This is a genomic window from Streptomyces sp. XM83C (genome assembly GCF_023072675.1).
Lineage (GTDB): Bacteria > Actinomycetota > Actinomycetes > Streptomycetales > Streptomycetaceae > Streptomyces > Streptomyces thermocoprophilus.
In genome coordinates this window covers 13259-40151 of sequence record NZ_JALLGL010000017.1, presented here as the reverse complement: position 1 = coordinate 40151, position 26893 = coordinate 13259, and the positions used below count along the sequence as shown (strand labels likewise).

20 protein-coding genes, 1 pseudogene and 1 riboswitch are annotated in these 26893 nt (G+C 73.5%); of the genes and pseudogenes, 10 read left to right on the top strand and 11 right to left on the bottom strand.

Translation table 11 applies throughout. The annotated features are described in order from the left end of the window. Positions 1 to 189 precede the first annotated feature (189 nt). From MTQ10_RS04005 to MTQ10_RS03995, 3 genes are all read right to left on the bottom strand, one after another. A complete protein-coding gene (locus MTQ10_RS04005) occupies positions 190 to 1389 on the bottom strand; it encodes a VWA domain-containing protein (RefSeq protein ID WP_247462254.1) in 1200 nt (399 codons plus the stop codon). Further along, entirely contained in the window at positions 1386 to 3758 is a 2373-nt protein-coding gene (locus MTQ10_RS04000) for a DUF5682 family protein (RefSeq protein WP_374117559.1), read from the bottom strand. The genes MTQ10_RS04005 and MTQ10_RS04000 overlap by 4 nt, the downstream gene beginning before the upstream one ends. A gap of 399 nt (positions 3759 to 4157) precedes the next feature. Continuing rightward, entirely contained in the window at positions 4158 to 5339 is a 1182-nt protein-coding gene (locus tag MTQ10_RS03995) for an ATP-binding protein (RefSeq protein ID WP_247462250.1), read from the bottom strand. Positions 5340 to 5507: 168 nt separating this feature from the next. Between MTQ10_RS03995 and MTQ10_RS03990 the strand changes: the two genes are divergently transcribed. After that, positions 5508 to 6626, top strand: a complete 1119-nt coding sequence (locus MTQ10_RS03990) for a hypothetical protein (protein ID WP_247462249.1) — start codon at positions 5508 to 5510, stop codon at positions 6624 to 6626. A gap of 86 nt (positions 6627 to 6712) precedes the next feature. Further along, positions 6713 to 8386, top strand: coding sequence for a DUF5691 domain-containing protein (locus tag MTQ10_RS03985; RefSeq protein ID WP_247462247.1), 1674 nt, complete (start codon positions 6713 to 6715; stop codon positions 8384 to 8386). A 257-nt stretch (positions 8387 to 8643) separates the two neighbouring features. Here the strand turns inward: MTQ10_RS03985 and MTQ10_RS03980 are convergent, their stop codons facing one another. After that, a complete protein-coding gene (locus tag MTQ10_RS03980; RefSeq protein WP_133927567.1) occupies positions 8644 to 9060 on the bottom strand; it encodes a cobalamin B12-binding domain-containing protein in 417 nt (138 codons plus the stop codon). Positions 9061 to 9414: 354 nt separating this feature from the next. On the opposite strand from MTQ10_RS03980, the gene MTQ10_RS03975 reads away from it, so the two are divergent. Continuing rightward, complete coding sequence (locus MTQ10_RS03975; RefSeq protein ID WP_247462245.1) at positions 9415 to 10338, top strand: esterase/lipase family protein; 924 nt, start codon at positions 9415 to 9417, stop codon at positions 10336 to 10338. A 308-nt stretch (positions 10339 to 10646) separates the two neighbouring features. After that, entirely contained in the window at positions 10647 to 12230 is a 1584-nt protein-coding gene (locus MTQ10_RS03970) for a M23 family metallopeptidase (RefSeq protein ID WP_247462243.1), read from the top strand. A 100-nt stretch (positions 12231 to 12330) separates the two neighbouring features. Here the strand turns inward: MTQ10_RS03970 and pcrA are convergent, their stop codons facing one another. After that, complete coding sequence (gene pcrA / locus MTQ10_RS03965; RefSeq protein WP_247462242.1) at positions 12331 to 14811, bottom strand: DNA helicase PcrA; 2481 nt, start codon at positions 14809 to 14811, stop codon at positions 12331 to 12333. Positions 14812 to 15467: 656 nt separating this feature from the next. Then, a riboswitch (cyclic di-AMP (ydaO/yuaA leader) is annotated at positions 15468 to 15633 on the top strand. Between the two features lie 8 nt (positions 15634 to 15641). Between pcrA and MTQ10_RS03960 the strand changes: the two genes are divergently transcribed. Then, a complete protein-coding gene (locus tag MTQ10_RS03960) occupies positions 15642 to 16844 on the top strand; it encodes a C40 family peptidase (protein ID WP_247462240.1) in 1203 nt (400 codons plus the stop codon). Positions 16845 to 17041: 197 nt separating this feature from the next. Continuing rightward, the gene (locus MTQ10_RS03955; protein ID WP_247462238.1) at positions 17042 to 18022 is read left to right on the top strand and encodes a tellurite resistance/C4-dicarboxylate transporter family protein; all 981 of its coding nucleotides are present in this window, start codon (positions 17042 to 17044) and stop codon (positions 18020 to 18022) included. On the opposite strand, the gene MTQ10_RS03950 is transcribed toward MTQ10_RS03955, so the two are convergent. Next, positions 18000 to 18353 carry a hypothetical protein gene (locus tag MTQ10_RS03950; RefSeq protein ID WP_247462236.1) on the bottom strand — a complete coding sequence of 118 codons (354 nt, stop codon included), beginning with the start codon at positions 18351 to 18353 and terminating at the stop codon, positions 18000 to 18002. The genes MTQ10_RS03955 and MTQ10_RS03950 overlap by 23 nt on opposite strands. A gap of 185 nt (positions 18354 to 18538) precedes the next feature. On the opposite strand from MTQ10_RS03950, the gene MTQ10_RS03945 reads away from it, so the two are divergent. Next, complete coding sequence (locus tag MTQ10_RS03945) at positions 18539 to 19600, top strand: C40 family peptidase (RefSeq protein WP_247462234.1); 1062 nt, start codon at positions 18539 to 18541, stop codon at positions 19598 to 19600. 55 nt (positions 19601 to 19655) lie between these two features. Here MTQ10_RS03945 and MTQ10_RS03940 read toward each other — a convergent pair whose 3' ends face one another. After that, on the bottom strand, positions 19656 to 20369 hold the full coding sequence (locus MTQ10_RS03940) for a LuxR C-terminal-related transcriptional regulator (RefSeq protein WP_247462232.1): 714 nt from the start codon (positions 20367 to 20369) through the stop codon (positions 19656 to 19658). Further along, on the bottom strand, positions 20366 to 21688 hold the full coding sequence (locus MTQ10_RS03935; RefSeq protein ID WP_247462230.1) for an ATP-binding protein: 1323 nt from the start codon (positions 21686 to 21688) through the stop codon (positions 20366 to 20368). The genes MTQ10_RS03940 and MTQ10_RS03935 overlap by 4 nt, the downstream gene beginning before the upstream one ends. A gap of 151 nt (positions 21689 to 21839) precedes the next feature. On the opposite strand from MTQ10_RS03935, the gene MTQ10_RS03930 reads away from it, so the two are divergent. Both MTQ10_RS03930 and MTQ10_RS03925 read left to right on the top strand, forming a co-directional pair. Beyond that, positions 21840 to 23249: a PspC domain-containing protein gene (locus tag MTQ10_RS03930; RefSeq protein ID WP_247462229.1), complete on the top strand. Its 1410-nt coding sequence runs from the start codon at positions 21840 to 21842 to the stop codon at positions 23247 to 23249. Next, complete coding sequence (locus MTQ10_RS03925) at positions 23236 to 23487, top strand: hypothetical protein (protein ID WP_247462226.1); 252 nt, start codon at positions 23236 to 23238, stop codon at positions 23485 to 23487. Before MTQ10_RS03930 ends, MTQ10_RS03925 begins: the two co-directional genes overlap by 14 nt. Positions 23488 to 23743: 256 nt before the next feature. On the opposite strand, the gene MTQ10_RS03920 is transcribed toward MTQ10_RS03925, so the two are convergent. The 3 genes and pseudogenes from MTQ10_RS03920 to MTQ10_RS03910 form a co-directional block, all read right to left on the bottom strand. Next, positions 23744 to 24271, bottom strand: coding sequence for a DoxX family protein (locus MTQ10_RS03920; protein ID WP_247462224.1), 528 nt, complete (start codon positions 24269 to 24271; stop codon positions 23744 to 23746). A gap of 136 nt (positions 24272 to 24407) precedes the next feature. Beyond that, positions 24408 to 25688 (bottom strand): hypothetical protein, encoded by a 1281-nt coding sequence (locus MTQ10_RS03915; RefSeq protein ID WP_247462260.1) that lies wholly within the window; start codon positions 25686 to 25688, stop codon positions 24408 to 24410. 174 nt (positions 25689 to 25862) lie between these two features. Further along, positions 25863 to 26319 (bottom strand): annotated as a pseudogene (locus tag MTQ10_RS03910) (class II aldolase/adducin family protein); the annotation flags it as partial. Positions 26320 to 26413: 94 nt separating this feature from the next. Between MTQ10_RS03910 and MTQ10_RS03905 the strand changes: the two are divergent. After that, positions 26414 to 26887: a pyridoxamine 5'-phosphate oxidase family protein gene (locus tag MTQ10_RS03905; protein ID WP_247462221.1), complete on the top strand. Its 474-nt coding sequence runs from the start codon at positions 26414 to 26416 to the stop codon at positions 26885 to 26887. Positions 26888 to 26893 lie beyond the last annotated feature (6 nt).

The following is a 26893-nucleotide window of genomic DNA, read 5'->3' as shown; positions in this document are numbered from 1 at the left end:
GTTCCGTGGGCCTCCGACGGTGGCGGCCCCTGTTCCCGTGCTCCGGTGGGGCTCCGGTGGGGTCCAGTGGGGCTCCGCCGGGGCTCCGGTGGGACTTGGCCGGCGGCCTTCGGCCATCCGGGTGCGTCCGCGGGCGGGGCAGGTGAGGGCGCGACCGTCACCGGCCCCGCCCCTCACCGCCGTGTCCGGCTATGCGGTGTCCGGTATCGGCAGCGGTCGCCTCTCCACGGCCGCCGCCATCACCTCGGGGAACAGATCGGGTGTGCAGGCGAAGGCGGGCGCGCCCAGCGCCGCGAGGGCGGCGGCGTGGTCCCGGTCGTATGCGGGCGCCCCCTCGTCGGACAGCGCGAGCAGCGCCACGAACTGCACTCCGGACGCCTTCATCGCCGCCACCCGTCTCAGCATCTCGTGCCGGATGCCGCCCTCGTAGAGGTCGCTGATCAGCACGACGACCGTCTCGGTGGGCCGGGTGATGCGTGACTGGCAGTACGCCAGCGCCCGGTTGATGTCGGTGCCGCCGCCGAGCCGCGTGCCGAAGAGGACGTCGACCGGGTCGTCGAGCTGGTCGGTGAGATCGACGACCGCCGTGTCGAAGACGACGAGCCGTGTGCTGAGGGACCGCATGGAGGCCAGCACCGCGCCGAAGACGGACGCGTGCACGACGGACGCCGCCATCGACCCGGACTGGTCGACGCAGAGGATGACGTCCTTCCTCACGGACCGTGCCGCCCGCCCGTGTCCGACGAGCCGCTCCGGCACGATCGTGCCGTGCTCGGGCAGGTAGTGCTTGAGGTTGGCGGCGATGGTGCGGTTCCAGTCGATGTCCCGGTGGCGGGGCCGGGCGACACGGGCGCTGCGGTCGAGGGCACCGGTGACCGCGGCCCGCGTCCGCGTGGCGAGCCGCTTCTCCAGGTCGTCCACGACCTTGCGGACCACGGCGCGTGCCGTCTCCTTCGTGGTCTCCGGCATCGCCTGGTTCAGCGACAGGAGTGTGCCGACGAGGTGCACGTCCGGCTCCACCGCCTGAAGCATCTCCGGCTCCAGCAGCAGCGTGGACAGCCCGAGCCGTTCGACGGCGTCCCGTTGCATCACCTGGACGACGGAGGACGGGAAGTACGTCCGGATGTCGCCGAGCCAGCGCACCACGGAGGGCGCCGAGGCACCGAGCCCCGCCGCACGGTCCCGGCCCGTGCGGGGCCTGCCCTCGCCGGTGTCGCCCGCGTTGTCGTCGGTGTCGTAGAGGGCGGCGAGTGTGCCGTCCATCGCCGCGTCCCGCCCGGACAGCGCCTGCCCGGTGCCGTCGGCCGGGCCTCCGCCCAGCACCAGCCGCCAGCGCCGCAGCCGCTCCTCGGCGGAGGCCTGGGCGGCGCTGCCACCGTCGGTCGTCATGTGCCCACCCCCGTCAGCCGGCTCTCTTCCTCATGGCCTGTCCGTCCCAGCAGCAGCCGCACCACGGGCACGACCGCACCGGCGCGCTCCTCGTCCAGGTCGGGCGCGAAACCCGGCAGCCCGGGTCCGCCGGGCCCCGCCCCGGCCCGCTGCCCCGGCCCTCGCCGGACCAGTTCCCCGAGGGTGCGGCGCACTCCCGGCTCGTACGCCCCGAACGTCCGCCGCAGCAGCGGCAGCACGTCCGTGAACGCCTCCGCCGACACCCCGGTCAGCCAGCCGTCCACCAGGGCGAGCAGCCGCTCGTCATGGACGAGGAGCATGCCGCCCCCTCCGCCGCCGACGAACCCCTCGATCCACGCGGCCGCATCCCCCGGCGGCGTTCCCGGCGAGAGCGCCGGCCCCATGAGCCGGGCCGCCTCGTCCTGCCCCAGCTCACCCGCGTCGAGCAGGAGCCGCACGGCCCGCCCCCGGATCACGCCGGGCACCCGGTCCCGCGAGGACACCACCCGCAGCACGCCGTACCACGACACCCGCAGATCTCCGCCGGCGCGCTCGGCGCTGTCGGACCGGTCGGCGCTGTCAGCGCTGTCGGCGCTGTCGGCGAGCAGGCCCATCGCGCCGTGCACCGCGTCGATGTGGCGCCGCATCTCGTCGGCGGCGTCCGTGTCGAGGGCGGCGCAGGCCGGGGGCAGGCCGACGAAGACCCGTCGGGCGAGGCCCACGGCGACTTCGGCGAGCGCCCGGGTGTCGGTGCCGCGCACATCGCCGTAGCGCAGGGCGCGGACCAGCGCGGGCAGCGCCTGCGCGAGCCGGCCGACGTCCGTGTCGAGGGCGGCCCGGTGGCTGAGGCACCGCATCACCGTGGGCAGCGCGTCGGGCAGCCCGGCCCGCAGGCACTGCTCGGCCAGCGCGGTGACCTCGGCGAGCGTGCCGGCCGCCGCCGCGTCGGCCTCCGCCTTGGCGGTCGCGGCGGCGAGGACGGTCGTGCCCCAGACGCCCGCCTCGGCGACCCGCACCGCCAGCTCCGGTTCCCAGCGCAGCCGCCAGGTCTCCCGGAAGGTGCCCGTGCTCCCCCGTGAGGTCCGGGGCAGGCCCCAGTCGACGCCGAGCAGCCGCAGCCGGTGCAGCAGCTTGCTGCGCTCGGCGTCGGTCTCCCCGCGTAGGTCCAGTTCGACCTCCCGTCGCTGCGCCTCGGGTCTGAGCCGCAGCCGCCGCTGCGAGCGGTCGAGGTCCCGCTGCAACGGCACCGCTGGCGCGGTCGGCGGCACCTGCCCGAGCGTGTCGCCGACGACGAGCCGGTCTCGTACCAGATCCAGCGGCACGTCCGAGCCGTCGCACATCACCGCCCGTACCGCGTCGGTGGTCTCGGTCAGCCCGGGCACCGGCCGCCCGCGCAGCGCGGCGAGGGTCTCGGCGAGCCGTACGGCTTCGATGACGTGCGCGGAGGAGACAGGCCGGTCCTCCGCGCGCAGCAGTCCGGCCACCTTGGTCAGCCACCGCTCGACCGGCCGGTCCGGCGAGGCGAACAGGTGCCCGTACCAGCCGGGTGAGTCCACGCCGGCGCCGTAGCCTCCCTCCCGCGCGAGTCTGCGGTAGGTCCACGGCACCCATGTCACGTCCGTCCTGGCCTTGGGCAGGCCCTTGAGGAGCGCCCGGTCGGCGGCGACGGTGGCCGTCCGCCGCAGCGCGGGCACATGCCAGGCCCCGCAGACCACGGCCACGGCATCGTCCCCCACCTCGCGCCGGGCGTCCCGTATCCGCAGGCGCATGTGTGCCTCCCGTACGAGGTCCCGTCGGTGGCCTCCGCCGCCGTACGCGTCCCGCAGCGCGGTCATCGCCTCCTCCACGACGACGAACGGGGCGAACGCGTCCTCGTCGCCGGGGCCCCGGTGCTCGACGACGTCCTCCCACCAGCGTTCGGCGTCGTCGTATCCGGCGGTGTCGGCGAGCACCGCGAGCGGATCGATCCGCACGTCGGGTCCCGACGGCGCCGTCTCCCCGTCGCCGTCGTCCGTCTCCTCCTTCCAGGCCAGCGCGTGCGCGGCGGGCAGATCGATGAACCGGGCGGGGACCCCTTGGTCGAGGGCCCAGCGGAGGGCGATCCACTCCGGGGAGAACTCGGCCATGGGCCAGAACGCCGACCGTCCGGGCTCGTCCACGGCGTGCGCGAGCAACGCGACCGGCGGTCGCATGCCCTGATCCGCCGCGAGCGGGATCAACGGATCGGCCTCGGGCGGTCCTTCGATGAGCACCACCTTCGGCCGTGCCGCGTCCAGTGCGGCCCGTACGGCCCGCGCCGAACCGGGCCCGTGATGCCGTACCCCGAGCAGCAGCACTCCCGTGCCGCTCCCCGTCACCCGGCCGCCCACGTGCCCCGCCCGGCCGGCCGGACCGCCACGGGCACCGCGCGCACCACCGCGATCCCCGCCGACCGGGCCCACCGGGCCCACCGGGCCGACCGGGCCGACCGGGCACAGTTCGCTGCCCGTACGGCCTGCGGCCAGCGCGTGTCGTCCTCCCCGCCCGCCATCCACACGCCGCCGACGGCCGTCCCCGGCATGCCCGCGTTCCGCAGTCGCCCAACCATCCGCATCTCTCCCCCAGTCGTCCCCTGCACAGTGGTCATCGCCCGCATCCGGTCACCGGCTCTCCCCGTTCCGTCGGCACCAGGTCATCAGTCGGCCCAGGTCACCCCCTGTCTCTTGTACCGGGCACGCGGCCCGTCCGCCCCCGTCGACGCACACCAGGTGCTCACCCCCACCCGCCGCTCACGCCGCCGTCACCTCCCGGCACGCGCGGTAGAAGTCGGTCCAGCCGTCGCGTTCGCGGACGACGGCCTCCAGGTACTCCTGCCAGACGACCCGGTCGGCGGCCGGGTCGCGGACGACGGCGCCGAGGATGCCCCCGGCGACATCGCCCGGCCGCAGCACGCCGTCGCCGAAGTGGGCGGCGAGAGCGAGGCCGTTGGTGACGACGGAGATCGCCTCGGCGGTGGACAGCGTGCCGCTGGGCGACTTCACCCTGGTCCTGCCGTCGGCGGTGATCCCGTCGCGCAGTTCCCGGAAGACGGTGACGACGCGGCGGATCTCGTCGACGCCGTCGGGCACGGGCGGCAGGTCCAGCGAGCGGCCGATCTGTTCGACGCGCCGGGAGACGATGTCGACCTCGGCCTCCACGCTCTCCGGCAGCGGCAGTACGACCGTGTTGAAGCGGCGGCGCAGCGCACTGGACAGGTCGTTGACGCCCCGGTCGCGGTCGTTGGCGGTGGCGATGACGTTGAAGCCGCGTACCGCCTGCACTTCCTGGCCCAGTTCCGGTATCGGCAGGGTCTTCTCGGACAGGATGGTGATGAGCGTGTCCTGAACATCCGCCGGTATCCGTGTCAGCTCCTCGATCCTGGCCGTCGCCCCCTCCGCCATGGCCCGCATGACGGGGCTGGGGACGAGGGCGTCGCGGCTCGGTCCGTGGGCGAGCAGCCGGGCGTAGTTCCAGCCGTAGCGGATCGCCTCTTCCGGGGTGCCGGCGGTGCCCTGCACGAGGAGTGTCGAGTCCCCGCTGACCGCGGCGGCCAGATGTTCCGAGACCCATGTCTTGGCGGTGCCGGGAACGCCGAGCAGCAGCAGTGCGCGGTCGGTGGCGAGGGTGGTGACGGCGACCTCGACGATGCGGCGCGGGCCGACGTATTTCGGTGTGATCACCGTGCCGTCGGGCAGGGTGCCGCCGAGCAGGTAGGTCGCCACCGCCCACGGGGACAGCTTCCAGCGCGGCGGGCGCGGCCGGTCGTCCTGCGCGGCGAGCGCGGCGAGTTCGTCCGCGAAGGCGTCCTCGGCGTGCGGCCTCAGCACCTGCGCGGTCTGCTCGGCGACGGGCGCCGCCCATGCCTGTCCGGCCTGTTCTCCGGCGTGCGCGGCCGGCGTCGGTACGGCCGTCGTCTGTCCGGAAACGGTCATGGCAAAGTCCCCCTCCAGCTCCGCCGGTTCGGTCTGGCATCCACGGTGCACCACCCCACTGACAACGCGATCCGACCTGCGGAAACGCCGCCGGGGCGGGGTGTGCGGGGCCGTGTCCGGGACCGTGTGCGGGGCTCGTTGTCAGTGGGTGGACCTACCGTCGGTGGCATGACTGAGCAGGGGGTGCGCCGCAGCGCGGAGCAGGTGTCGGCCGTGGCGCCTGACACCGCGTCACGGGAGGCGGGCAGCGGACTCGACGAGGTGGTGGAGCAGCGGACGACGGGCGCGGGGGGCTCGTCGTCCGGCTCCTCCTCCGGTTCCTCGGCCTCCTCCGGCTCCTCACGTTCCGAGGCGGCGCGGCGTCGGGCGGAGCGGCGCGCCGAGCGGATCACGGCGGGTTGCACGGAGTTGGAGCAGCGGCTGGCCGATCTGCTGCGCGCCGGCCTGGCCGCGGCGGAGCAGGAGGGGTACGGGCTGTGGGAGGAGACGGCGGCCCGCATGGTCGACGCGCAGGCGCCGGGCCTGGCCTCGCGGGTGCGGGAGCTGGGCGCCGTACCGGGGTCGGGGCCGGACTGGCCGGTGCGGCTGCTGGAGGAGTGCGCGCTGCTGCATCTGCTGGACCAGGGCTGGCTCGGCCGTGAGCGGCTGCCGGAGGGGCTGGCGGCGGCGGTCCGCACGCGGGTCGGCCTGCCCGGCAGAGCGCAGGGTCCGCCGTTGCGTGACCGGTGGCTGGTCCTCGCGCAGTACGACACGGCCGACGCCAGACTGACGACCCGCCGTGTCTGGCTGTACGGCGTCGCCTCGCGGCGGACGGCGCTGCTGTTGTCGTACGGGGCGGCCGGTCGCGCTCCCGATCTGGCGCTGCCGGTCGGGCTGGCGCTGGACGCGGAGGTGTCCGCCTTTCCGGGCGGGACTCCACGGGTGGCGCTCGGCGAGCGTTTCGGGCCGCCGGTCGCGTGCGGGGCGCGTCCGGAGGGGGTGACGACGGAGGGTGCGGCGGCCTGTTACGGGGAGGCGTTGCGCGGCGATCCATGGCTGGAGTCCGTGCCGGTGACGCTGGGCCGGGTCGTGCCGGTGCCGGACGGGGACTCCTGGTGGCTGGCCGACGCCGACGCGGACACGGCCCTGCCGCTCTCCCCGGTCGCCCGTTCCCGGCCGGGCCTGTGGCGGCTGGTGGCTCTTTCGGGCGGCGCCCCGGTGAGCGTCTTCGGCGAGTGCGGCCACCGCGGTTTCACGCCGCTGACGGCCTGGCCGGGAGGGGAGGGCGAGGCCGTACCGGTGCACTGACCGCGGGTACGGGCCCGGCATGTGAGCGCCCGCCCCGGCACGACCGGCCCCGGCCTGCTCGCGACCACAGAGGAAAGGACACCCACATGAACGGCACCCCGGCCCCGGATCTCTGGGAGGAGCTGGTCACGTCGGCCCTGCTGGGCACTGACCGGCGTACGCCGCCTGCCTCGGCCCCCGGCCGGCCGGCGCCCGCGGCACTGCTGGACGCGGCGGCCGAGGCGGCCGTACGGCGACGGGCGGGCCTGCGTCCGGCGACGCTGCCCGCCACGCGCAGGCCGGAACCGGCGCCGCAGGACCCGCGCCCCGCGCTGCCGCCTGCCGCGGCCCGCAGGCTGGCCTCGCTGCTGGCGGACCGCCCCGCTGCCGGTGCCGGACGGCGCGGTACGGCACCGGACCTGATGGAACTGCTGCCGCAGTGGCTGGCGTTGGCGAACGCCCACGGTTACGCGCCTCCCGCACATCTGCTGCCCGCCCTGCTGGACGCGGCGCGTGGCCGCACCGACCTGAGACCGGCGGCGCTGCGGTTCGCGGGCCCGCGTGGGCTGTGGCTGGCGCGGCTCAACCCGCACTGGCGGTTCGCTCTGCGGGCCACGCCGGGCAGCGGGTCGGGGCTGCCGGCCGCCGACGATGTGGAGGGGACGGCCCGGCTGTGGGAGGAGGGCCTGTTCGCCGAGCGGGTCGCGCTGCTGACGGCGGTGCGGCAGCGGGACCCGCGTGCGGGGCGGGAGCTGCTGGCGTCGACATGGGCGACGGAGCGGGCCGAGGACCGGCTGATGCTCCTGGACTCGCTGCGTACGGGTCTCGGTCCGGACGACGAGCCGTTCCTGGAGCGGGCGTTGACGGACCGCAGCCGCAATGTGCGGGCGACAGCGGCGGAGTTGCTGTCGGCGTTGCCGGGTTCGGCGCTGGCGGCGCGGATGGCGGCGCGGGCCGGGTCGTGCGTGGCGATGGACCGCACGCGGGGCACACCGACGCTCGTGGTGGAGGCGCCGCACGAGTGCGATGCGGGGATGGAGCGGGACGGGGTGCTGCCGAAGGCTCCGGCGGGTCGCGGGGAACGGTCCTGGTGGCTGGGCCAGTTGGTGGAGGCGGCGCCGCTCGGGGCCTGGCCGGCGCGGCTGGGCGGCCGTACGCCGCGGGAGATCGTGGCGTTGCGGGTGGCTGACGACTGGCGGAGCGAACTGCACGCCGCGTGGTGCCGGGCCGCTGTACGGCAGCGGGACGCCGAGTGGGCGCGGGCGTTGCTGGGTTCGCCGTCGGCGCCGGAGGCGGGCGGGCCGGGCGCGGTGTCGCTGGCCGAGCGGGCGAAGCTGCTCGCGACGCTGGGGGCCGAGGAGCGGGCCGGGTGGGTGGCGGGGTTCATCGCGGCGCACGGGCTGTCCGAGGCGTTCCAGCTGCTCGGGGTGTGCGCGGTGCCGTGGGCGGCGCCGCTCGGCCGAGCGGTGGTGGACGCCTTGAACATCGCTCGGGACGCGGGGAGTTACCCGTGGAGTTTCAGCGGGGTGATGGGCCTGGCCGAGCGGTGCCTGGACCCCGCGGAGGCGGGCCGCCTGAATGCCTTGCTGGCCGTACCGGACGAACCGGAGGACGCCTCGCCGGGAGCGGGCGGCTACTGGGCGGAGGCGTTCCAGCGCCTGGTGACGACACTGCGGCTGCGGGCGGCGATGACGGAGGAACTGACGGCGCCGATGCCCGAGGCGTCGGCCGAGGCGACGACCACAGCGGCGGCCGAGGCCGGGTCGGTCCCGTCTGCCTGACCGGCCCCTGCCGCCTGGCCCTCGGCGCGTGCCTCACCGCCACCGCCCGGCGGGCCGAGGCGACAGCCCCGCGGCCCCGCTCGCCCGAAGCGCCCCGGCCCGGACGGCACCCTGCCCCGGCAGGAACCGGGGCAGACCGGCTCAGGCCAGGGTGGGGACCGGATCGGGCCGGCGCAGGCCCGCGTGAAGCCCGGATCAACCGTGCCTGAGGTCCGGATCAGGCCGGCCGACCCGCCCCAGCCCTCGAGCCCCAGCCCTCACGCCTCCGCCGGCTGTCGCACGTTGGCGCGGACCCAGTCGACGATGGACTGCGTCGTGGCGCCAGGGGTGAAGATCTCCGCGACGCCCTTCTCCTTGAGCGGGGGGATGTCCGCCTCCGGGATGATCCCGCCGCCGAAGACGAGGATGTCCTCGGCGTCCCGCTCCTTCAGCAGGTCGATCACGGCCGCGAAGAGCGTGTTGTGCGCTCCCGAGAGGATGGACAGACCGATCGCGTCGGCGTCCTCCTGGATCGCGGTGTCGACGATCTGCTCGGGGGTCTGGTGGAGCCCGGTGTAGATGACCTCCATACCCGCGTCGCGCAGCGCCCGCGCGATGACCTTGGCCCCGCGATCGTGGCCGTCGAGCCCCGGCTTGGCCACCACCACGCGGATCGGACCGGCTGCCACACCCATCACTGCCTCCATGAAGCGACTGCATTCATCCCGGCCGACGGGTGCGAGCGGTACCCGCACCGGCCGAGGAAGTGAACGAACGTTATCGCCAGCATCCCGCACCCGGCCGTTTCGCGGTGGACAGGGAGGGGGAAATCACACACAGGGACACACCGGCAGCGCACCGTTCCGAGCCGCGAGACGGGCACGACGCCGGTTCTTCGTCCGATTCGATCAGGGCTCGCGGGGCACCCGGAGCAGACAAGGCAGGCAGCGGGGACCACCGGCAGGAAACCCCGATGATCTCCCCGCGACCGCCCAGGAGCGCACACGGGGGACGAGGCCGTCCTTGCGTGTGTCGACAGGAGGTCGGCCATGAAGGTGACCAGGGGTCCGCAGCCCTTTCGTCCGCCGCTTTCCCTGACGTTCCCCCCTTTTCTCCTGCCGTCCCTGCTGCCGCTGTGCAGGCGCCTGCTGCCGGCGAGGCTGACGGGCCTGTCCGCGGCACTGCTGAAGGCGACGGCCCTGGAGCTGGCGATCCTCGCCGGACACCTTCTGCTGTATCCCTCGGGCATCACGCAGGAGCGCCGCTCCCCCACCGCCGCCCGTCGGCCCGCTGGTGATGTGCCGGACCCGGCGCGGCTGCCGGCCCAGGACCGGCCTCCGGTGGTGCTGCTGCACGGGTTCATCGACAATCGGTCCGTGTTCGTGCTGCTGCGCCGCAGCCTGGCCCAGCACGGCCGGCAGCGGGTGGAGTCGCTGAACTACTCGCCGCTGACCTGCGACATCCGTGCGGCGGCGGATCTGCTGGGCCGGCACATCGAGGAGATCTGCGAGCGCACCGGCAGCGAACAGGTCGACGTCGTGGGGCACAGCCTGGGTGGTCTGATCGCCCGCTACTACGTGCAGCGTCTCGGCGGTGACCAGCGTGTGCGCACCCTGGTCACGCTCGGTACGCCCCACTCGGGAACGCGCGTGGCCCGGCTGGCCGACGCGCACCCGATCGTCCGGCAGATGCGCCCCGGGTCGCCGGTCATCGAGGAGCTGGCCCGTCCGGCGCCCGGCTGCCGTACCCGCTTCGTGTGTTTCTGGAGCGACCTCGACCACATCATGGTCCCGCTGGAGACGGCCTGCATCGACCATCCCGATCTGATCGTGCAGAACGTCCGGGTCACGGGTGTGGGTCATCTGGCGCTGCCGGTGCATCCGGCGGTCGCGACGGGGATACGGCAGGCTCTGGACGCGGAACTGCCCGAGGCGGGCGGCGCCGGGCATACGGGCGGTCTCACGGTGGCGTGAGCGGGGAGCGCGAACGGCGGGGGCGCGGCCGGGGGCGCGCACCCCTGACACCTTGAGGCAAGGGAGTCACACAGTGTGATCGGGGCCCGTGAGGCCGCGCAGCGTCGCTCACCCCGCTCCCGACGCCACCCCACTCGAACACTCTTCGAACGCAGCACCAAGGGAAGGTTCGCACTCCGGCGAAACACATCCGATTGCCTGTTTCCTGCTGCCCGGACACCTGCCGAAGATTGTCCCGCCCGCATACCGCCGGGTACAGTCGCCGCACTGCTCTGGCAGCCCCTGTTGTCGAGGCGAAAGAGAAGTTGGTGAACGACCGTCACCCGTCGGGGACCGCGACCACCCCGGCTCCGGCTTCCGACGCCGCCTCGGCGCCCTATGCGGCCTACGGCCCCCAGGAAGCCGCGTACGGCGACTTCGCCACGTACAACGGCTACGACACCACCGGTTATTCCATGGGCGGGCACACCGCGCCCGGTTTCGACGCCGACCCGCTCTTCGGCAGCATGCCTGCCGACACCACGGGCGCGTACGACAGCGGCCAGTGGGCCACCGTCGGCCACGCCGCTTTCCTCCAGGACCCGTACGCGGCACAGCAGTACGCCGCGCAGGACACCGGCGCGTACGACACGACCTCGTGGACCGCGGACCAGCAGTTGTCGGCGACGGTCCCCGCGCAGGGCGGCGCACCGGACATCTCCGGACAGTGGGACGCCTCCGCCTGGCTGCGGCCCGACCAGACCACGGCCGCGCAGACGCAGCAGTGGGAGTGGGGCACGCAGGCCTTCGACACCGGCGCGTACGACGCGACGCAGTGGAACACCGACGGTACGACCGAGCAGCCGTACCAGCAGGACAGCGGGCATTCGTACCAGCAGGACGACGGCCGACCCCACGGGCAGGAATCCCGGCAGCCGTACCGGCCGGAGTCCTTCGACCAGCAGGCCACGGCGACCTTCGACGCGCTTCCCGACGAGACGCCCATGGGCGGCTTCGAGGACAGCGGCTACGGCGACGACACCGCCGGCGGCACGGCATCGGAGCTGTCCGCGACCGGTGAACTGCCCGCCGTGGAGGCGGAAGGGCCGCTTCTCCTGGACGACCAGGAGGAGGTCGCCCCGCGTCCCGCCCCGCGCACCGCCGGCCGTGGCTCGCGCGGCAGGCGCCGTACGCCCGCGAAACGTTCCGCGCTGCTGACGGTCGCCGTCCCCTCGGTGTGTGTGATGGGTGTCGCCGGGGTCGCCGCCGCCTCCGTCGGCACGTTCAGCGGCGACGACAGCTCGGACACGGCCACCACCGCGTCGGACGCGCAGGCGGTGAAACCGTCCGCCGCCAACAAGAAACTGGACACGGAGCTGCGCAGCCTGTCCGCCGCCGCCGACGACTTCACCGACCGTGCCAGCCGCACGCAGGAGCGCCTCGACCTCAAGGCGCAGCAGGAACTGGAGCGGAAGAAGGCCGCGGAGGAGGCCGCCCGCAAGGAGCGGCTGCGCCCCAAGTTCGCCCTGCCGGTCGCCCAGCACGGGCTGAGCGCCTACTACGGCCAGGCCGGCATCAACTGGATGTCCGTGCACACCGGCATCGACTTCCCCGTCGCCTACGGCTCCACGGTGATGGCCGCGACGGACGGCACCGTGCGGACGCAGTGGAACAACGCGTACGGCAACATGATGATCGTGACCGCGAAGGACGGCACGGAGACGTGGTACTGCCACCTCTCCAGCTATCGCGTCGCTTCCGGTACGACGGTCAAGGCCGGCGAGCCGATCGCGTACTCGGGCAGCTCGGGCAACTCCACCGGCCCGCATCTGCACTTCGAGGTACGGCCCTACGGCGGTTCGGCCATCGACCCGCTGTCGTGGCTGCGCAGCCACGGCCTCGACCCGACCTGATCCCGCACCGGACGTCCCCCGCGCGGCGGTTCACCCCCGCGGGGCGTGACCTCACGCCCGCGGCCCGGCCGGAGGCCGAAGCCCCCGGCCTGTCACGCGGCTACAGCTTCTCCACCGGCGCGTACCGCAGCAGCAGCCGCTTGGGCTTGCCGTCGCCGAAGTCGATCGTGGCCTCCGCCTTGTCGTCGGCGCCCTTGACCGCGACGACCGTGCCGAGCCCGAACTGGTCGTGCGTGACCCGGTCGCCGACGGCCAGCGACACCTGAGGCTTGCCCCCGGCGCGCCGCGTGGCGAAACCGGACGCGCCCGCGGCGGACGACCTCGACCGGGACGAGGACAACGACGCGGCGATGCCGGACGCCGGGCCGGAGGACATGCGCGAGGTGGCGCCGGTGCGCTTCCAGTCGACGTACTGCGGCGGGATCTCCTCCAGGAAGCGGGAGGGCGGGTTGTACGACGGCTGCCCCCACGCGCTGCGCATCGCCGCCCGCGTCAGATACAGCCGCTCGCGGGCGCGGGTGATGCCGACGTAGGCGAGGCGGCGCTCCTCCTCCAGCTCCTTGGTCTGGCCGAGGGCCCGCATGTGCGGGAAGACACCGTCCTCCATGCCGGTGAGGAACACCACCGGGAACTCCAGGCCTTTGGCGGTGTGCAGGGTCATCAGGGTGATGACGCCGTCGCCGTCCTCCTCGTCGGGGATCTGGTCGGAGTCGGCGACGAGGGCGACCTGCTCCAGGAAGTCGGCGAGCGTGCCCTGCTCGCCCTCTCCGTGCTCCTGCTCGAACTCCAGGGCGACGGCGGCGAGTTCCTGAAGGTTCTCGATGCGGGTCTCGTCCTGCGGGTCCGTGGAGGCCTGCAACTCGGCGAGGTAGCCGGTGCGTTCGAGGACGGCCTCCAGCACGGTGGCCGGTCCGGCGCCGGACTCGACGATGGTGCGCAGGTCCTCCATCAGCGTGTTGAACCGCTTGACCGCGTTGGTGGACCGGGCGGCCATGCCGTACGCCTCGTCGACCCGCTTCAGCGCCTGCGGGAAGCTGATCTTCTCCCGCTGGGCGAGGGCGTCGATCATCGCCTCGGCGCGTTCGCCGATGCCCCGCTTGGGCACGTTGAGGATGCGGCGCAGCGGGACGGAGTCCTCCGGGTTGGCGAGGACCCGCAGGTAGGCGAGGACGTCCCGGACCTCCTTGCGCTCGTAGAAGCGGACGCCGCCGACGACCTTGTAGGGCAGGCCGACGCGGATGAAGACCTCTTCGAAGACACGGGACTGGGCGTTGGTGCGGTAGAAGACGGCGACGTCGCCGGCCTTCGCGTCGCCCGCGTCGACGAGTCGGTCTATCTCGTCGGCGACGAACTGCGCCTCGTCGTGCTCGGTGTCGGCGACATAGCCGGTGATGCGGGCGCCGGCGCCCGCGTTGGTCCACAGGTTCTTCGGGCGGCGGGACTCGTTGCGCTCGATGACCGCGTTGGCGGCGGAGAGGATCGTCTGCGTGGAGCGGTAGTTCTGCTCCAGCAGGATCGTCGTGGCGTCCGGGTAGTCCTCCTCGAACTGGAGGATGTTGCGGATGGTCGCGCCGCGGAAGGCGTAGATCGACTGGTCGGCGTCACCGACGACGCAGAGTTCGGCGGGCGGCACGTCGTACTCGCTGGGCGGGACGTCGACCGGGTGCTCGCGCGTGCCGACCAGTTCGCGCACGAGGGCGTACTGGGCGTGGTTGGTGTCCTGGTACTCGTCGACCAGGACGTGCCGGAAGCGGCGGCGGTAGTGCTCGGCGACGTCCGGGAAGGCGCGCAGCAGATTGACCGTCGTCATGATCAGGTCGTCGAAGTCGAGGGCGTTCGCCTCGCGCAGCCGCGACTGGTAGAGGGCGTAGGCCTGCGCGAGGGTCTTCTCGAAGCCGTCGGCGGCCTGCGCGGCGAAGTCCTCCTCGTCGATCAGCTCGTTCTTCAGGTTGCTGATCTTGGCGCTGAAGGACTTGGGCGGGTAGCGCTTGGGGTCGAGGTCCAGGTCGCGGCAGACCAGGGCCATCAGCCGCTTGGAGTCGGCGGCGTCGTAGATCGAGAACGAGGACGTGAAGCCGAGCTTCTTGCTCTCGCGGCGCAGGATGCGCACGCACGCACTGTGGAAGGTCATCACCCACATCGCGTTCGCACGCGGGCCGACGAGCTGCTCGACTCGCTCCTTCATCTCGCCGGCGGCCTTGTTGGTGAAGGTGATCGCGAGGATCTGGCCCGGGTGGACGTCCCGCTCGGCGAGCAGGTAGGCGATGCGGTGGGTGAGCACGCGGGTCTTGCCGGAGCCGGCGCCGGCGACGATGAGCAGGGGGGAGCCGGCGTGGACGACGGCGGCGCGCTGGTTGTCGTTCAGCCCCTCCAGCAGGGCGGCCGGGTCGACCGCGGGACGGTGGGCGCCGTCGCGGTAGTACTCGTCACGGTCCGGGGGCACGTCGAACTTCCCGCCGAACAGATCGTCCGGAAGCGGCTCCGGAGCGTGATCGTCCTCGGGCGGCGGCGGGGGTTCCTCCTCGTGGGCCCGCGGGGCCTGGAGTTCCGCCAGGAAGCTGTCGTCAAAGAGGCTGCTCATCGCTCTCCGAGTCTAGGGTGCCCCACTGACAGCCCGCCGCCGCCCGGGAAAGTCGGGCGGATTTCTCTGCGGTCCGGCGGCCGGCATCCAGCAGGTGCCGCGGCGCGGCCTGTGGTCGCCGGCCATGGCCGCGCCGTCACGAGCGGCGACCGGCGGGGCCGGGACGTCGGAGTTTCCGGCCGACGGGGCGGTGCCGCGGGCCGGTCGCCCGGCCCTTCGGGCACGGCGTCCCGGGGCGGGGACACCCGGGGCGCGAGAGGTTCGTCACGTACGGGGCGGGGACGCGGAGGGGGACGGTCCCTCCCGGAAAGGCGGTCCTTCTCCGGGAAGGCCGGAAAGGCGGGCGGTGCCTCCCGGAAGGCGAGCAGTACCTTCCGGAAGGCGTGCGAGCGGGGCCTCCCGGAAAGCAGGGCTGTGCGGCGGGCGTATCGACGCGCCCGCACAGAGCCACCGATACCAGGACCCACAGTGCCGTACAGGCCGATATGAGCCCATGTCCTCACGGATACCGCCGTATCGCCATATCCCCCACGCCCGTCCACGCAGGTCACGAAAACGTATCGGGCATATCATTCCCCAACCTTCACAGCGGCCACGCCAGTTGGCTACCGTGCCCGGCAGGCCGTACGACCCCCACCGGCGAACGTCGCCGGGCCATGCGGCCTCCGCCGAGTCCGGCGCGCCCCTGACGGCGCCCGGAGCCGGGGACCCACCGAAACTCCGGGGTGAATCGGCCCGTCCGCGAGGACCGGCCGTAGGGCGACCCTTCCGATCCGAGCCCGAACCCGACAGCTAACCCCGTAGGCGGACCACGGAAGGAGTCGCCTCCCTTGGCGTCGCATCGCAAGTCGCGCCCCACGGGCAATCTCGCCACTGCTCTGCGCACCCCCGCCCTCGCCACCGCCGCCCTCACCTCCGTCGCTCTGCTCTCCCAGTCCGCCCACGCCTCCCCCGCCGCGGACGACCGGCCCAGCCTCGAGGAGGTCGAGAAGAAGGTCGACGACCTCTACCGGCAGGCCGAGTCGGCGACCGAGAAATACAACGCGGCCAAGGAGAAGACCGCCACCCAGCGCAAGCGTGTCGACACCCTCCTCGACGACATCGCCGAGCGCACCCAGAAGCTCAACGAAGCAAGGGAGCGCCTGGGTTCCTTCGCCGCCGCCCAGTACCGCACCGGTGCCGCGGTGCCGGACACCGCGACGTTCCTGCTCGCCGACAGTCCGCAGGACCTGTTCGACCAGTCGCAGGTCATGGACCGGCTGACCGGCCGCCAGAAGGCCGCCGTCGACGACTACTTCACCCAGCAGTCCGAGACGATGAAGCAGCGCCGGGAGGCCACGGAGAGCCTGCGGACGCTGACCAAGTCGCAGAGCGACCTGAAGACGGCCAAGGCGACCGTCCAGCAGAAGTTCACCGCGGCGCGGGAACTGCTGGCGAAGCTGAACGCCGAGGAGAAGGCCCGGCTCGCGGCGATCGAGAAGCGCAAGCAGGAGGAGGCCGCGCGCAAGGCCGCCGAGCTGGCGCGGCAGCAGCAGGCGGAGCAGCAGGCGGAGCAGCAGCGCCGGGACGAGGCCGCCGCCCAGCAGGACGAGCAGTCGTCCGACTCCTCCGGGACCGGCGCCTCCGACGCGTCCGGTACGTCCGGGGGTACGTCGGCCACGGACTCCTCGTACTCCACCAAGGCCGACAAGGCGCTCGCGTTCGCCCGCTCGCAGATCGGCAAGCCGTACGTCTGGGGCGCCACCGGCCCCGACTCGTACGACTGCTCCGGCCTCACCCAGGCCGCGTGGAAGGCCGCCGGTGTCGACCTGCCGCGCACCACGTACGACCAGGTGAACGCCGGCACGACCGTCCCGCTGTCGCAGGCGCGCCCCGGCGACCTGGTCTTCTTCTACGACGATGTCACGCACGTCGGCCTGTACATCGGCAACGGCATGATGATCCACGCGCCGAAACCGGGCGCCTATGTGCGCGAGGAGTCGATCTACTACGACGGCGAGGGCTCGATCCACAGCGTGGTACGGCCTGCCTGACGCGGACTCCGCCGCCGGCGGAGGGGCCGGGCGGCGGGGCGGGGCAGACCCCGGGAGGCCCGCCGTCGGTCCAGATCACACGGCCGGTCCCGCCCGCCGGACCTGCGGCGGGCCTTCCGGCTGCTTTCGCGGGCTTTTCCCGCCCACGCGCGCGTGCCCCGCGCCGAGCCGGCCCTGTCGCTCCCTAGCATCGGCCCATGCCCGGCTCCTCCCCCTTGCCCCTGCGCGCCTGGTGGGCGCGGCGTCCGTCGGCGGCCGGTGCCGCCGTCATGGCGACCGGCATCGTCTCCGTCGGCCTGCACCTGACCGGGTACGAGACCCTGTCCCGCGTCTTCCTCGCCCTGGCCGCCGTGGCCTGGGTGGGGCTCGCCGCGGACTTCGCCGTACGGCTGCTGTGGGACCGTACGCACTGGGCGGCGGAGGCCGCGACACCCGCCGCGCTGACCGCGCCCGCGGCGACCGCCGTGCTGGGCACGCGGGTGTCCGCGCTCGGCTGGTCCGGCCTCGCGGCGGCGCTGCTGGCGCTGGCCACGGTGGCGTGGGCGGTGCTGCTGGTCCGTGTCGTGCCGCGCTGGCGGAGGGGCATGCCGGGGTCGGTGTTCCTGGGGTGCGTGGCGACGGAGGGCCTGGCGGTGCTCGGCGCCACGCTGGCCGCGCAGGAGACGACGGCCTGGTTGGCACGGGCCGCGATGGTGCTGTTCTGGGTCGGGCTGGTGCTGTACGCCGCCGCCCTCATGCGGTTCGATCCGCGGCAGGTCCTGGAGGGGGCCGGGGACCATTGGGTGGCGGGCGGTGCGCTGGCGATCTCCGCGCTCGCCGGGTCGAAGCTGCTCGCCGCGAACGGGCCGCGCCTGTATCTGTGGAACGACGACGACCGCGGTGTGCTGCGCACGGTGACCGTCGCGCTGCTCGTGCTCGACCTGTGCTGGTACGTCGTGCTGGTCGTCGCCGAGGCGGTCCGCCCCCGGACGCGTTACGACGTGCGCCGCTGGGCGACGGTGTTCCCGATGGGCATGACGGCGGCGGGGACCCTGTCCGTCGCCGCCGCGGTCGGGGTGTCGTGGCCGGACGTGCCGGGTGAGGTGCTGCTGTGGGTGGCGGTGACCGCGTGGCTCGCGGTCACCGTGGGGGCCGTGCGGTCGGCCGGGCGGGAGATCAGGTCCACAGCACCGCGATGAAGATGTTCGCGACGGTCAGCAGGCCCACCAGGCCGAAGAGGCGCTTGTCCACCGTCTCGTCGTCCCGCTTCACATAGACGAGGCCGAGGATCACGATCAGCAGGGCCAGCTTCACACCGATCTTGATGTTGTTGACGGTGTGGCCCTCCGCCTGGTGCAGGCCGACCAGGGCGACACCGGTGACCAGCATGGTCAGCGCGCCGTGCAGCATGGCGGGCACGAAACGGGCAGTGCCCTGGCCCATCGCCTTCATCTGGGTGAGGAAACCGCCCAGGAGCGACGCGATACCGATGATGTGCAGGGCGACGAGGATGTGGATGAGTACGTCCATGGCCCGGAGCCTAGTTCCACCGCTTCTCCCGCATATATGCACCCCAAAGCGCACGCACATGATCAGGTGCGGTCGCATGCCGATTCCCGGCCGCCACTTCCGCACATCCCGTTACCGGGTCGATATCGACGGGCCTAGCGTCCTCCTCCAGGCGAACAGCCCCGACGAAAGGACGTGCAGTCCCCGTGGCAGCACATCGAAAACCCCGGCCACGCTCGGTCAGCGGCAACACGGCCCGTACGGCCGTCGGTCTCGCCCTCGCGGGCGCGGCCACCGCGACGGTCTTCGAGGGCACCGGCCACGCCGAGCCGAACCTGACACCGGCCCAGGTCAAGGCCAAGGTGGACCGACTGTACCGGGAGGCCGAGGCGACCACCGAGAAGTACAACGGCGCCAAGGAGGAGGCCCGCAAGGCGGAACGCCGGCTGAACACGCTGCGCGACGAGGCCGCCCGCAAGCAGGAGGCGCTCAACGAGGCGCGTGACGCGCTCGGTTCCGTCGCCGCCGCGCAGTACCGCAGGGGCGGCTTCGACCCGGCCTACCAGCTGATGCTGTCCTCCGACCCCGACCGGTACCTCGACGGCGCCGCCTTCGCCGAACGCGCCGGCGACCGGCAGGCGTCCGCCGTCACCCGCGTCCGCAACCAGCTCCGGGAGATCGAGCAGCTGCGCGGGGCAGCCCGCGTCCAGATCACGTCGCTGCGCGCCCGGCAGGCCGAACTCGCCCGGTACAAGAAGACCATCGACGGCAAACTCGACGCCGCCCGACGGCTCCTGGACAGCCTCGCCCCCGCGGAACGCGCCCGCTTCGGAGCCGGCCCCGCCTCCGCCGACCGCGCCTCACGCGCCGCCGACGACGGCCGGGACGGCCTGACGGCCCCCGACAGCGGCGCCACCAACTCCCGCGCCGCCGCCGCGATCGCCTACGCCTACAGCAAGCTCGGCAGCCCGTATGTGTGGGGCGCGACCGGCCCCGACGCCTTCGACTGCTCGGGCCTGGTGCAGGCCGCCTACCGCTCCGCCGGAGTCTCACTGCCCCGCACGACGTACGCGCAGATCGACGCCGGCCGCCGCGTCTCGCGCTCCGAACTCCGCCCCGGCGACCTGGTGTTCTTCTACTCGGGCATCAGCCATGTCGGCCTGTACATCGGCAACGGCCGCATGATCCACGCCCCCAATCCCTCCGCCCCGGTCCGCATCGCCCCCATCGACGAGATGCCTCTGTCGGGAGCGACCCGGGTGGTCTGACCCGCCCCCGGCCGATGCCGCCCCGCTCGGGCGCGGGCGGCGGGCCCGCCCCGGCTCAGACGAGGCGTCGGGCCGTCGCCCAGCGGGTCAGCTCGTGCCGGTTGGACAGCTGCAATTTCCGCAGGACCGCCGAGACATGGGACTCGACCGTCTTCACGGAGATGAACAGCTGCTTGGCGATCTCCTTGTACGCGTAGCCACGCGCGATCAGCCGCAGCACCTCACGCTCACGCTGGGTGAGACGGTCCAGGTCCTCGTCGACCGGCGGGGCGTCCGTGGACGCGAACGCGTCGAGGACGAACCCGGCCAGGCGGGGCGAGAACACCGCGTCGCCCTCCTGGACGCGGAAGATCGAGTCGACGAGATCCGCACCCGTGATCGTCTTCGTGACGTAGCCGCGCGCACCGCCGCGGATCACCCCGATGACGTCCTCCGCCGCGTCCGACACCGACAGCGCGAGGAAACGCACCGGCTGCTCGGTGTCGGCGGTCAGCGCGGCGCACCGGCGCAGCACCTCGACACCGCCGCCGCCCGGCAGATGCACATCGAGGAGCACCACCTCGGGCCGGGTCGCGGTGATCACGGTGACCGCCTGGTCCACGTCGGCGGCCTCCCCGACGACCTCCACACCGGTCTCCTCGGTCCGGCCGATCTCGGCCTGCACCCCCGTACGGAACATACGGTGGTCGTCGACGAGGACGACACGCACATGCCGCTTGCCCGCGCTGTCGCCGCCGGTCTCCGTGTTCGCCTCGGTCGGGTCGCTCATGACGTCTTCTCCGCCCTCTCCATCTCCAGCTCGACCTCCGTGCCGCCGTCCGGCACCGCGCGCAGCCGCGCCGTACCGCCGTTGCGCTCCATACGGCCGATGATCGATTCTCTGACGCCCATCCGGTCGGCGGGTATCGAATCGAGGTCGAAGCCGGGACCGCGGTCCCGGACCGACACGAAGACAGTCCTCCCCTCGACCTCCGCGAACACCTGCACGGCGCCGCCCTCGCCACCGTACTTGGCGGCGTTCACCATCGCTTCGCGCGCGGCCTGCATCTGCGCGCCGATCCGTTCGTCGAGCGGGCAGTCGCCGACGACGACCACCTCGATGGGGACGCCGTGCTTGTCCTCCACCTCGGCCGCGTTGCGCCGCACCGCCTCCGCGAGGGTGGCGGGCTCGTCGTCCTCGTCCTTGCCGCTGCCCTCCGGCTTGTACAGCCAGGTCCGCAGGTCGCGCTCCTGGGCGCGGGCGAGGCGGCGCACCTCCGCGGCGTTGTCGGCGTTGCGCTGGATCAGGGTCAGGGTGTGCAGCACCGAGTCGTGGACGTGGGCGGCGACCTCCGCGCGTTCCTGCGCGCGGATACGCATCAGGCGTTCCTCGGACAGGTCCTGTGTCATACGGACGAGATACGGGCCGGCGAGCAGCGTGATCCCGACGAGGACCGCGAGGGCGGCCTGAAGGACGGAGCCGAGATGGGCGGCGGAGCCTTGCAGGACGAAGATGCCGGAGACGCCCGCGGTGACCAGCAGGACGCCCGCGACCGCCCGCAGCAGCGTGAGCGTACGGCGTCGGCGGCCGACCTCGACCCAGCGGGCCCGGCGGGCGTTGTCCGCCTGCCGCCACACCAGGGCGACGCCCGCCGCGACGAGGACGGCGGGCAGGAGGTAGGCCTTGGTGCCGCGGCCCAGGTCCACACTGCCCACGAAGATCATCGCGACGGCGACCATGAGCAGCAGGGCGAGGATCTGCCCCTTGTCCGGTCTGCGGGCCACGATGCGGCGCCGGCCGTCGGGCGACGTCTCCGTCGCGACCAGCGGCGTCTTCTGCGTCTCGACGCCGCCCACGCCGAGCGGCACGAAGAACCAGAACGCGGCATACAGCAGCGCGCCGAGTCCGTCGGCCATGAACAGGCCGATGAAGACCAGGCGGACCCAGATCACGGGCAGCCCGAGATGCCCGGCGAGCCCTCGCGCCACGCCACCGAGCCAGCGTCCGTCGCTGCTGCGGTAGAGCTTGCGCGGGGGCCGCGGTTCGACGAGGGGCGCTGCGGCTTCCGGCATGCCATCGATGGTCACACGACGGCCTGCGCCGGGCATCAGGGTCCGGCCCCGAGACACCCCTGATCTTCGGCCGGGCCCGTCCGGCCGGCCGCCGCCCGCCGCCCCGGCCCGGCTCAGGGCCGATATCAGGGTCGGGCCAGGGTCATCCCGACTGCCGCGGCGGCGGCTCGGCCGTCACCATGGACTCATGAGCGATCACCAGCACGCCGCGGACGGGGAGCCCGGCCGGGGCGGGATGCCCGGCTCGGGCGCCCGGCCGTCCTCTTCAGAGGATCCGCGCGCGCACACGGGAGCAGAAGGGGCGACCGGGCCGGCCGACGCGGCCACAGGACCGCTCCCGTTCCGCCGGGACCGGCGGCACAAGATGCTGTCCGGTGTGTGCGCGGGCCTGGGCCGCTCCTGCGACATGGACCCGGTGATCTTCCGTATCACGCTGGCGGTGCTGGCCGCGGCCGGCGGGATCGGCCTCATCTTCTACGGCTTCGCGTGGCTGTTCGTGCCCGCGGACGACGAGGAGGAGAACGAGGTCCGCAAGCTGCTCACCGGCCGCGTGGACGGGCAGGCCCTGACGGCGGTGCTGTTCGCGCTGGTGGGCTGCGGGGTCTTCCTGACCTTGCTGAACAACGGCAGTGTGCTGACGTTCGCGCTCGTGCTGTCCCTCCTGCTCGCGGGCGCGGGCTACTGGTCGCAGCGGCGCGGCGCCCCCGCCGCCGATCCGATAGCGGCGCAGGCCGCCGCCGACGCCCCGCCGGAGGCGCAGGCGCCGCCGGTGCCCACGGCCTGGTCCTGGTGGCGTGACCCGATCGTCAAGGACGGCACCCACGAGGGCGGCACGGGCTATCTGTGGGGCCCGCGGGACGCCCGCGAGCCCGACATCACCTCGATCGTCGACGTCGATCTGATCGGGCACCGCGGCGCCCACGACGCCGTGCGCCCGCCGCGGGCCGCCCCGCCCGAGCCGCGCGGGCCACGGCCGATCGGCGGCCGGGTGTTCCTGCTCGCACTGCTCGCGGGCGGTCTGGGGACGGGGCTGACCTGGGACAGCGAGCCGCTCGGGACCAGCCTGCAGATGGGGCTGGCCTGCGCGCTCGCCGTGTTCGGCCTGGGTGTCGCGCTCAGCTCGTTCCTCGGCCGGACAGGCGCCGGGACCGTGTTCCTCGCGGTCGTCACGGCGGCCCTGCTGGCCTGTGCGACGGTCCTGCCGAAGGACATCGACACCCACTGGATCCACACCACGTGGCGGCCCGCGACGGTCGCGGACGTGCAGCCGGTGTACGACCTGGGGACGGGTGTGGGCACGCTGGATCTGACCCGGCTGAGACCGGCGGCGGAGCAGACGGTGTCCACCAGGGTGGAGGTCGGCCTGGGCAAGGTGCGGGTGATCGTGCCGCCGGGGCTGACCGTCCGGGCCGACATCGAGGTGGGCGTGGGCGACATCCGGTTGCCCGGGGAGGACAGCAGGGACGTGGATGTGCAGCCGGACAGGACCGAGCAGGTCACGCTCGCCCCGGCCAAGGGCGAGGAACGCACCGGCACGCTCGACCTGGACGTGGAGGTCGGTCTCGGCCAGGTGGAGGTGAGCCGTGCTGCGTCATGAGTTCCGGCCGGGCCGTCTGGTCGCCGGCCTCTCCCTCACCGCGGCGGGCGTGGCGTACGCCGGTGACGCGGGCGGGCTGTGGGACATGCCCTGGTTCGCGCTGATACCGATGGTCGTCGGGGGCCTGTGCCTGGCCGCCGCGGTGGGAATGATCGGGCACGGCGCCCACAGCTGCCGGTCGGGGCACGGTACGGACCGCGGGAGCGGCACGGAAGCCGACCCCGCCGGGCCGGCGTAGGCCGGACGACGGAGGCGCGCCGGGCCGGCGCAGGCCGGTCGGCAAGGGCCCCCCGGCCCGGCGCAGGCCGGACGACGGCCGCACGCCGGGCCGGCGCAGGCCGGTCGGCAAGGGCCCCCCGGCCCGGCGCAGGCGGGACGACGGCCGCACGCCGGGCCACCGTGGGCCGGTCGACGGGGCGCGCCCAGGCGGCCCCGGGGGCTGCCGTCCAAAGCCGCCTGTCCGGCGGGGCCCGAACCGCGCGGGCCCGTGGGCCTCAGCTGTAGCTGTTCGCCGCCCGGCGCCTCGCCCGTAGGGCGGCGTCCAGGGAGAACACGGAGGCCCCGGCGAGGATCAGCGGCAGCCAGGCCATCAGGTAGATGAGGTCGTTGCCGTAGTAGTACGGCTCGGTGGCCCAGCTCACCGTCAGCCACAGGCTGAGGGAGATCAGCGCGCCGCCGAGCGCGGCGAGCCGGGTCAGCAGGCCGAACAGCGCGCCGAGGCCGACGGCCAGCTCACCGAAGGCGATGGCGTAGCCGAAGCCGGTCGGGCTCTTCAGGGCCAGGTCGACCAGCGCGGGGACGGCCGCGGAGTCCCGCACGGCGCGCATCGTCTCCCCGATGGACCCGGCGCCGTCGGCCTTCATGAAGGCGCTGTCGGTCAGCTTGTCCAGCCCGGCGTAGATGAAGGTGACGCCGAGGAAGACGCGCAGCGGGAGGAGTGCGTAGCGGGTGGCCGTGTCGCGCCAGTCGCGCCGGCCGCCGACATCAGGGGTGCGTGTGTCCGTGCGCATGCCATGGGTCATTTGCTCCCAGCCGCCTCTCGCCCCGCCGTGCCGTAACCCTTACCAGACCATACGTACGAAAAACGGGGAGTGCTCAATGGACGGAAGGACATTCGGCAGGAACGCCAGGACGAACCGGCGCAGGCCGGGCGGATCGTCACTCGGTCACGTCGATGGTGTACCGGTCGGTCTCCACACCGGCCGCGGTGACCACCTGTACCTCCACGCGGCCCGGCTCCACGTCGGCGGGCACCGGCACGGTCAGCACGGTGTCGGTGGGGTTGCTGAAGCCGCCGGTGACGGGGACGAGGGGGACGTGCACATGGACGGTGCCGATGCGGACCGCCATCCGGGACAGCCGGTCGGCGCTGCCCGCGCCGGGCGGGACGAAGCCCGCGCCGCGGATCTCGATGTCGTCGCCGGTGCGAATGGGCGCGTCCAAATCACCGGCCTCGCGGGCCCGGACGACGGAGAGGATGACGGGCCTGCCGCCCTCCGCGTACTTCCCGGCGAGGTAGGTCGCCGCGGAGATCAGCACCACCACGGCCAGCCCCCAGGGCAGGTCGGGCAGCTGGTCGGGGCGGCGGGCGAGGCGTACGGCGGCGAAGGCCAGGGCGACCGCGCTGATCACGACGTACTGCAGGTCGGCGAAGGTGCCCCGCCCGGCGTCGTCGGTCAGCAGGTCGGCGGCGCGGGGCCGGTCGGCGGGCACCTTCTGGAGCTGCTGCGCCAGCACCCGCCGGCCGACCACCCGCCGGACCAGCACGGCGATCCCGCACACCACGGCAAGCACGGTCACCACACCGGCGCCGCGGGCGAGTTCCAGCCCGGAGATCAGCGCGTCCCGCTCGCCGGGAGCGGAGGCGGCGGCGACCCGGCCGGCCAGCACGAGCACGGCGTAGGCGAGGAACAGCACCCAGGCGGCGGCCACCGTGCGGGAGGTGGACAGCCGGTTGTCCTCCCCGATGACGGGCGCGAGGGCGCCGCCGCGGGCCCGGTGGAACCAGGACGCCGCGGTCAGGGCGACGGCCACCACGAGCGCGGCGAGCAGCCCGGCGGTGCGGGCCGCGGTCCAGCCGGCGCCGACCGCGGTCAGCGCCTGCACCAGCAGCAGGGCGACGACGGCCGCCCACACCGCGAAGGCGGTTCGCCGCCACAGCCGGGCCAGCCACGCCTCTCCCTCGGCGCGGCTGCGTTCGGCGACCTGTTCCGCCACCTGGGTCAGCTCCTCCGACACCCACTGGCGGGACGCGGACGCCGAGTGTGCGACGGCCGCGGGCAGCCCCTTCCCGGCGGCGAACTCGTCCCGTTTCAGCAGGAATTCGGCGACCGCCCGCCGATGCCCCTCCCGCGCCCCGTGCGGGCAGTCCCCGCAGGTGCAGCCACCCGCGTGCACGCCGGCCGCCACGGCCTGCCCTCTCGCCTCCTGCACCGCCACGCCGATGCCTGCCTTCCCCGCGTCCCGCCCGGCCCTCAGGACCGGCAACTCCCCTGCGACGAGGACGAATTGTGCCCTACGCGCGGACGTGCGGGGCCGTCAGGTCTGGTCAGCGAGGGTGAAGGGCGCGTCGCCGTGTTGACGCGCCGTCCGCGCGGCGGCGGTCCGCCCGGGTCAGCTCAGCAGGTCGGGCTCGGTGCGGGTGATGTCCTGCCACAGCGGCTGGCAGTTGATCCACGCGACGAGGTCGCCGCCGAGCCGCTCGCGGGTGGCGGTCGCCGGCCGGTGGTCGATGAGGACGGGCCGGCCCGCGGCCTTCGCGGTGAGCTGCACCTGCGCGGCACGCCCCATCGACAGGGACCACCACGCGGCGGCGTCCACGGAGTCGCCGACGGTCAGCAGCCCGCGGTTGCGCGGCACGAGCGCCTTGCGGGTGCCGAGCACCCCGGCGATGCGTTTGCCCTCCTCCGGGTCGACGGCGACCCCCGGAGCAGTCGTCGTACAGGGCCACGTCCTCGTAGAAGGCGCAGCTCTCCCGGGTGATCGGCTCGATGACCTCGCCGAGCGCGGCCGGCGCGCGGCCGTGCACAGTGTGGCAGTGGGCGACGACGTCGGGGCGGGCGGCGTGCAGCGCAGGGGCGGGAAGGTACCGCCGGTCGGCGGAAGAGAACAGACCCCGCCGAAAGACGACAGGAGATGTCGCCTTTGGCCGTCACACTCGCCGTATGGCAGCGAACTGGGACACCTTCGCCACCGCCGAGCCCGACCTCGCGAGGACCGTCGAGGACCGCTTCCGGGCGTTCACGCATCATGTGCTCGCCACACTCCGCAAGGACGGCAGCCCGCGCACCTCCGGTATCGAGGCGGACTTCCGCGACGGCGAGCTGTGGCTGGGGATGATGTGGGACTCGCTGAAGGCGCGCGATCTGCGGCGCGACCCGAGGTTCGCGTTGCAGGCGAACCCCGGTGAGGGCACCTCGATGGGCGGCGGTGACGTGCGGATCGCGGGGCGGGCGGTGGAGGTGTCCGACCCGGCGGTGAAGGGGGCGTATGTGAAAGAGGTGGAACCGCCGGAGCCGCTCCACCTCTTCCGCACCGAGCTGACGGAGGTCGTACGGACCTACGTCGTGGACGAGCGGTATCTGGTCGTCCAGGTCTGGCGGCCCGGAGCGCCGGTGCGCACGCTCAAACGGACCTGACGGGGG

Coding starts and splice junctions, on each gene's coding strand:
- MTQ10_RS03995 (WP_247462250.1), bottom strand. CDS start 5,339: ATGACCGTTTCCGGACAGACGACGGCCGTACCGACGCCGGCCGCGCAC.
- MTQ10_RS04005 (WP_247462254.1), bottom strand. CDS start 1,389: ATGACGACCGACGGTGGCAGCGCCGCCCAGGCCTCCGCCGAGGAGCGG.
- MTQ10_RS03975 (WP_247462245.1), top strand. CDS start 9,415: ATGAAGGTGACCAGGGGTCCGCAGCCCTTTCGTCCGCCGCTTTCCCTG.
- MTQ10_RS03935 (WP_247462230.1), bottom strand. CDS start 21,688: ATGCCCGGCGCAGGCCGTCGTGTGACCATCGATGGCATGCCGGAAGCC.
- MTQ10_RS03905 (WP_247462221.1), top strand. CDS start 26,414: ATGGCAGCGAACTGGGACACCTTCGCCACCGCCGAGCCCGACCTCGCG.
- MTQ10_RS03990 (WP_247462249.1), top strand. CDS start 5,508: ATGACTGAGCAGGGGGTGCGCCGCAGCGCGGAGCAGGTGTCGGCCGTG.
- MTQ10_RS03980 (WP_133927567.1), bottom strand. CDS start 9,060: ATGGGTGTGGCAGCCGGTCCGATCCGCGTGGTGGTGGCCAAGCCGGGG.
- MTQ10_RS03940 (WP_247462232.1), bottom strand. CDS start 20,369: ATGAGCGACCCGACCGAGGCGAACACGGAGACCGGCGGCGACAGCGCG.
- MTQ10_RS03985 (WP_247462247.1), top strand. CDS start 6,713: ATGAACGGCACCCCGGCCCCGGATCTCTGGGAGGAGCTGGTCACGTCG.
- pcrA (WP_247462242.1), bottom strand. CDS start 14,811: ATGAGCAGCCTCTTTGACGACAGCTTCCTGGCGGAACTCCAGGCCCCG.
- MTQ10_RS03950 (WP_247462236.1), bottom strand. CDS start 18,353: ATGGACGTACTCATCCACATCCTCGTCGCCCTGCACATCATCGGTATC.
- MTQ10_RS03930 (WP_247462229.1), top strand. CDS start 21,840: ATGAGCGATCACCAGCACGCCGCGGACGGGGAGCCCGGCCGGGGCGGG.
- MTQ10_RS03955 (WP_247462238.1), top strand. CDS start 17,042: ATGCCCGGCTCCTCCCCCTTGCCCCTGCGCGCCTGGTGGGCGCGGCGT.
- MTQ10_RS03920 (WP_247462224.1), bottom strand. CDS start 24,271: ATGACCCATGGCATGCGCACGGACACACGCACCCCTGATGTCGGCGGC.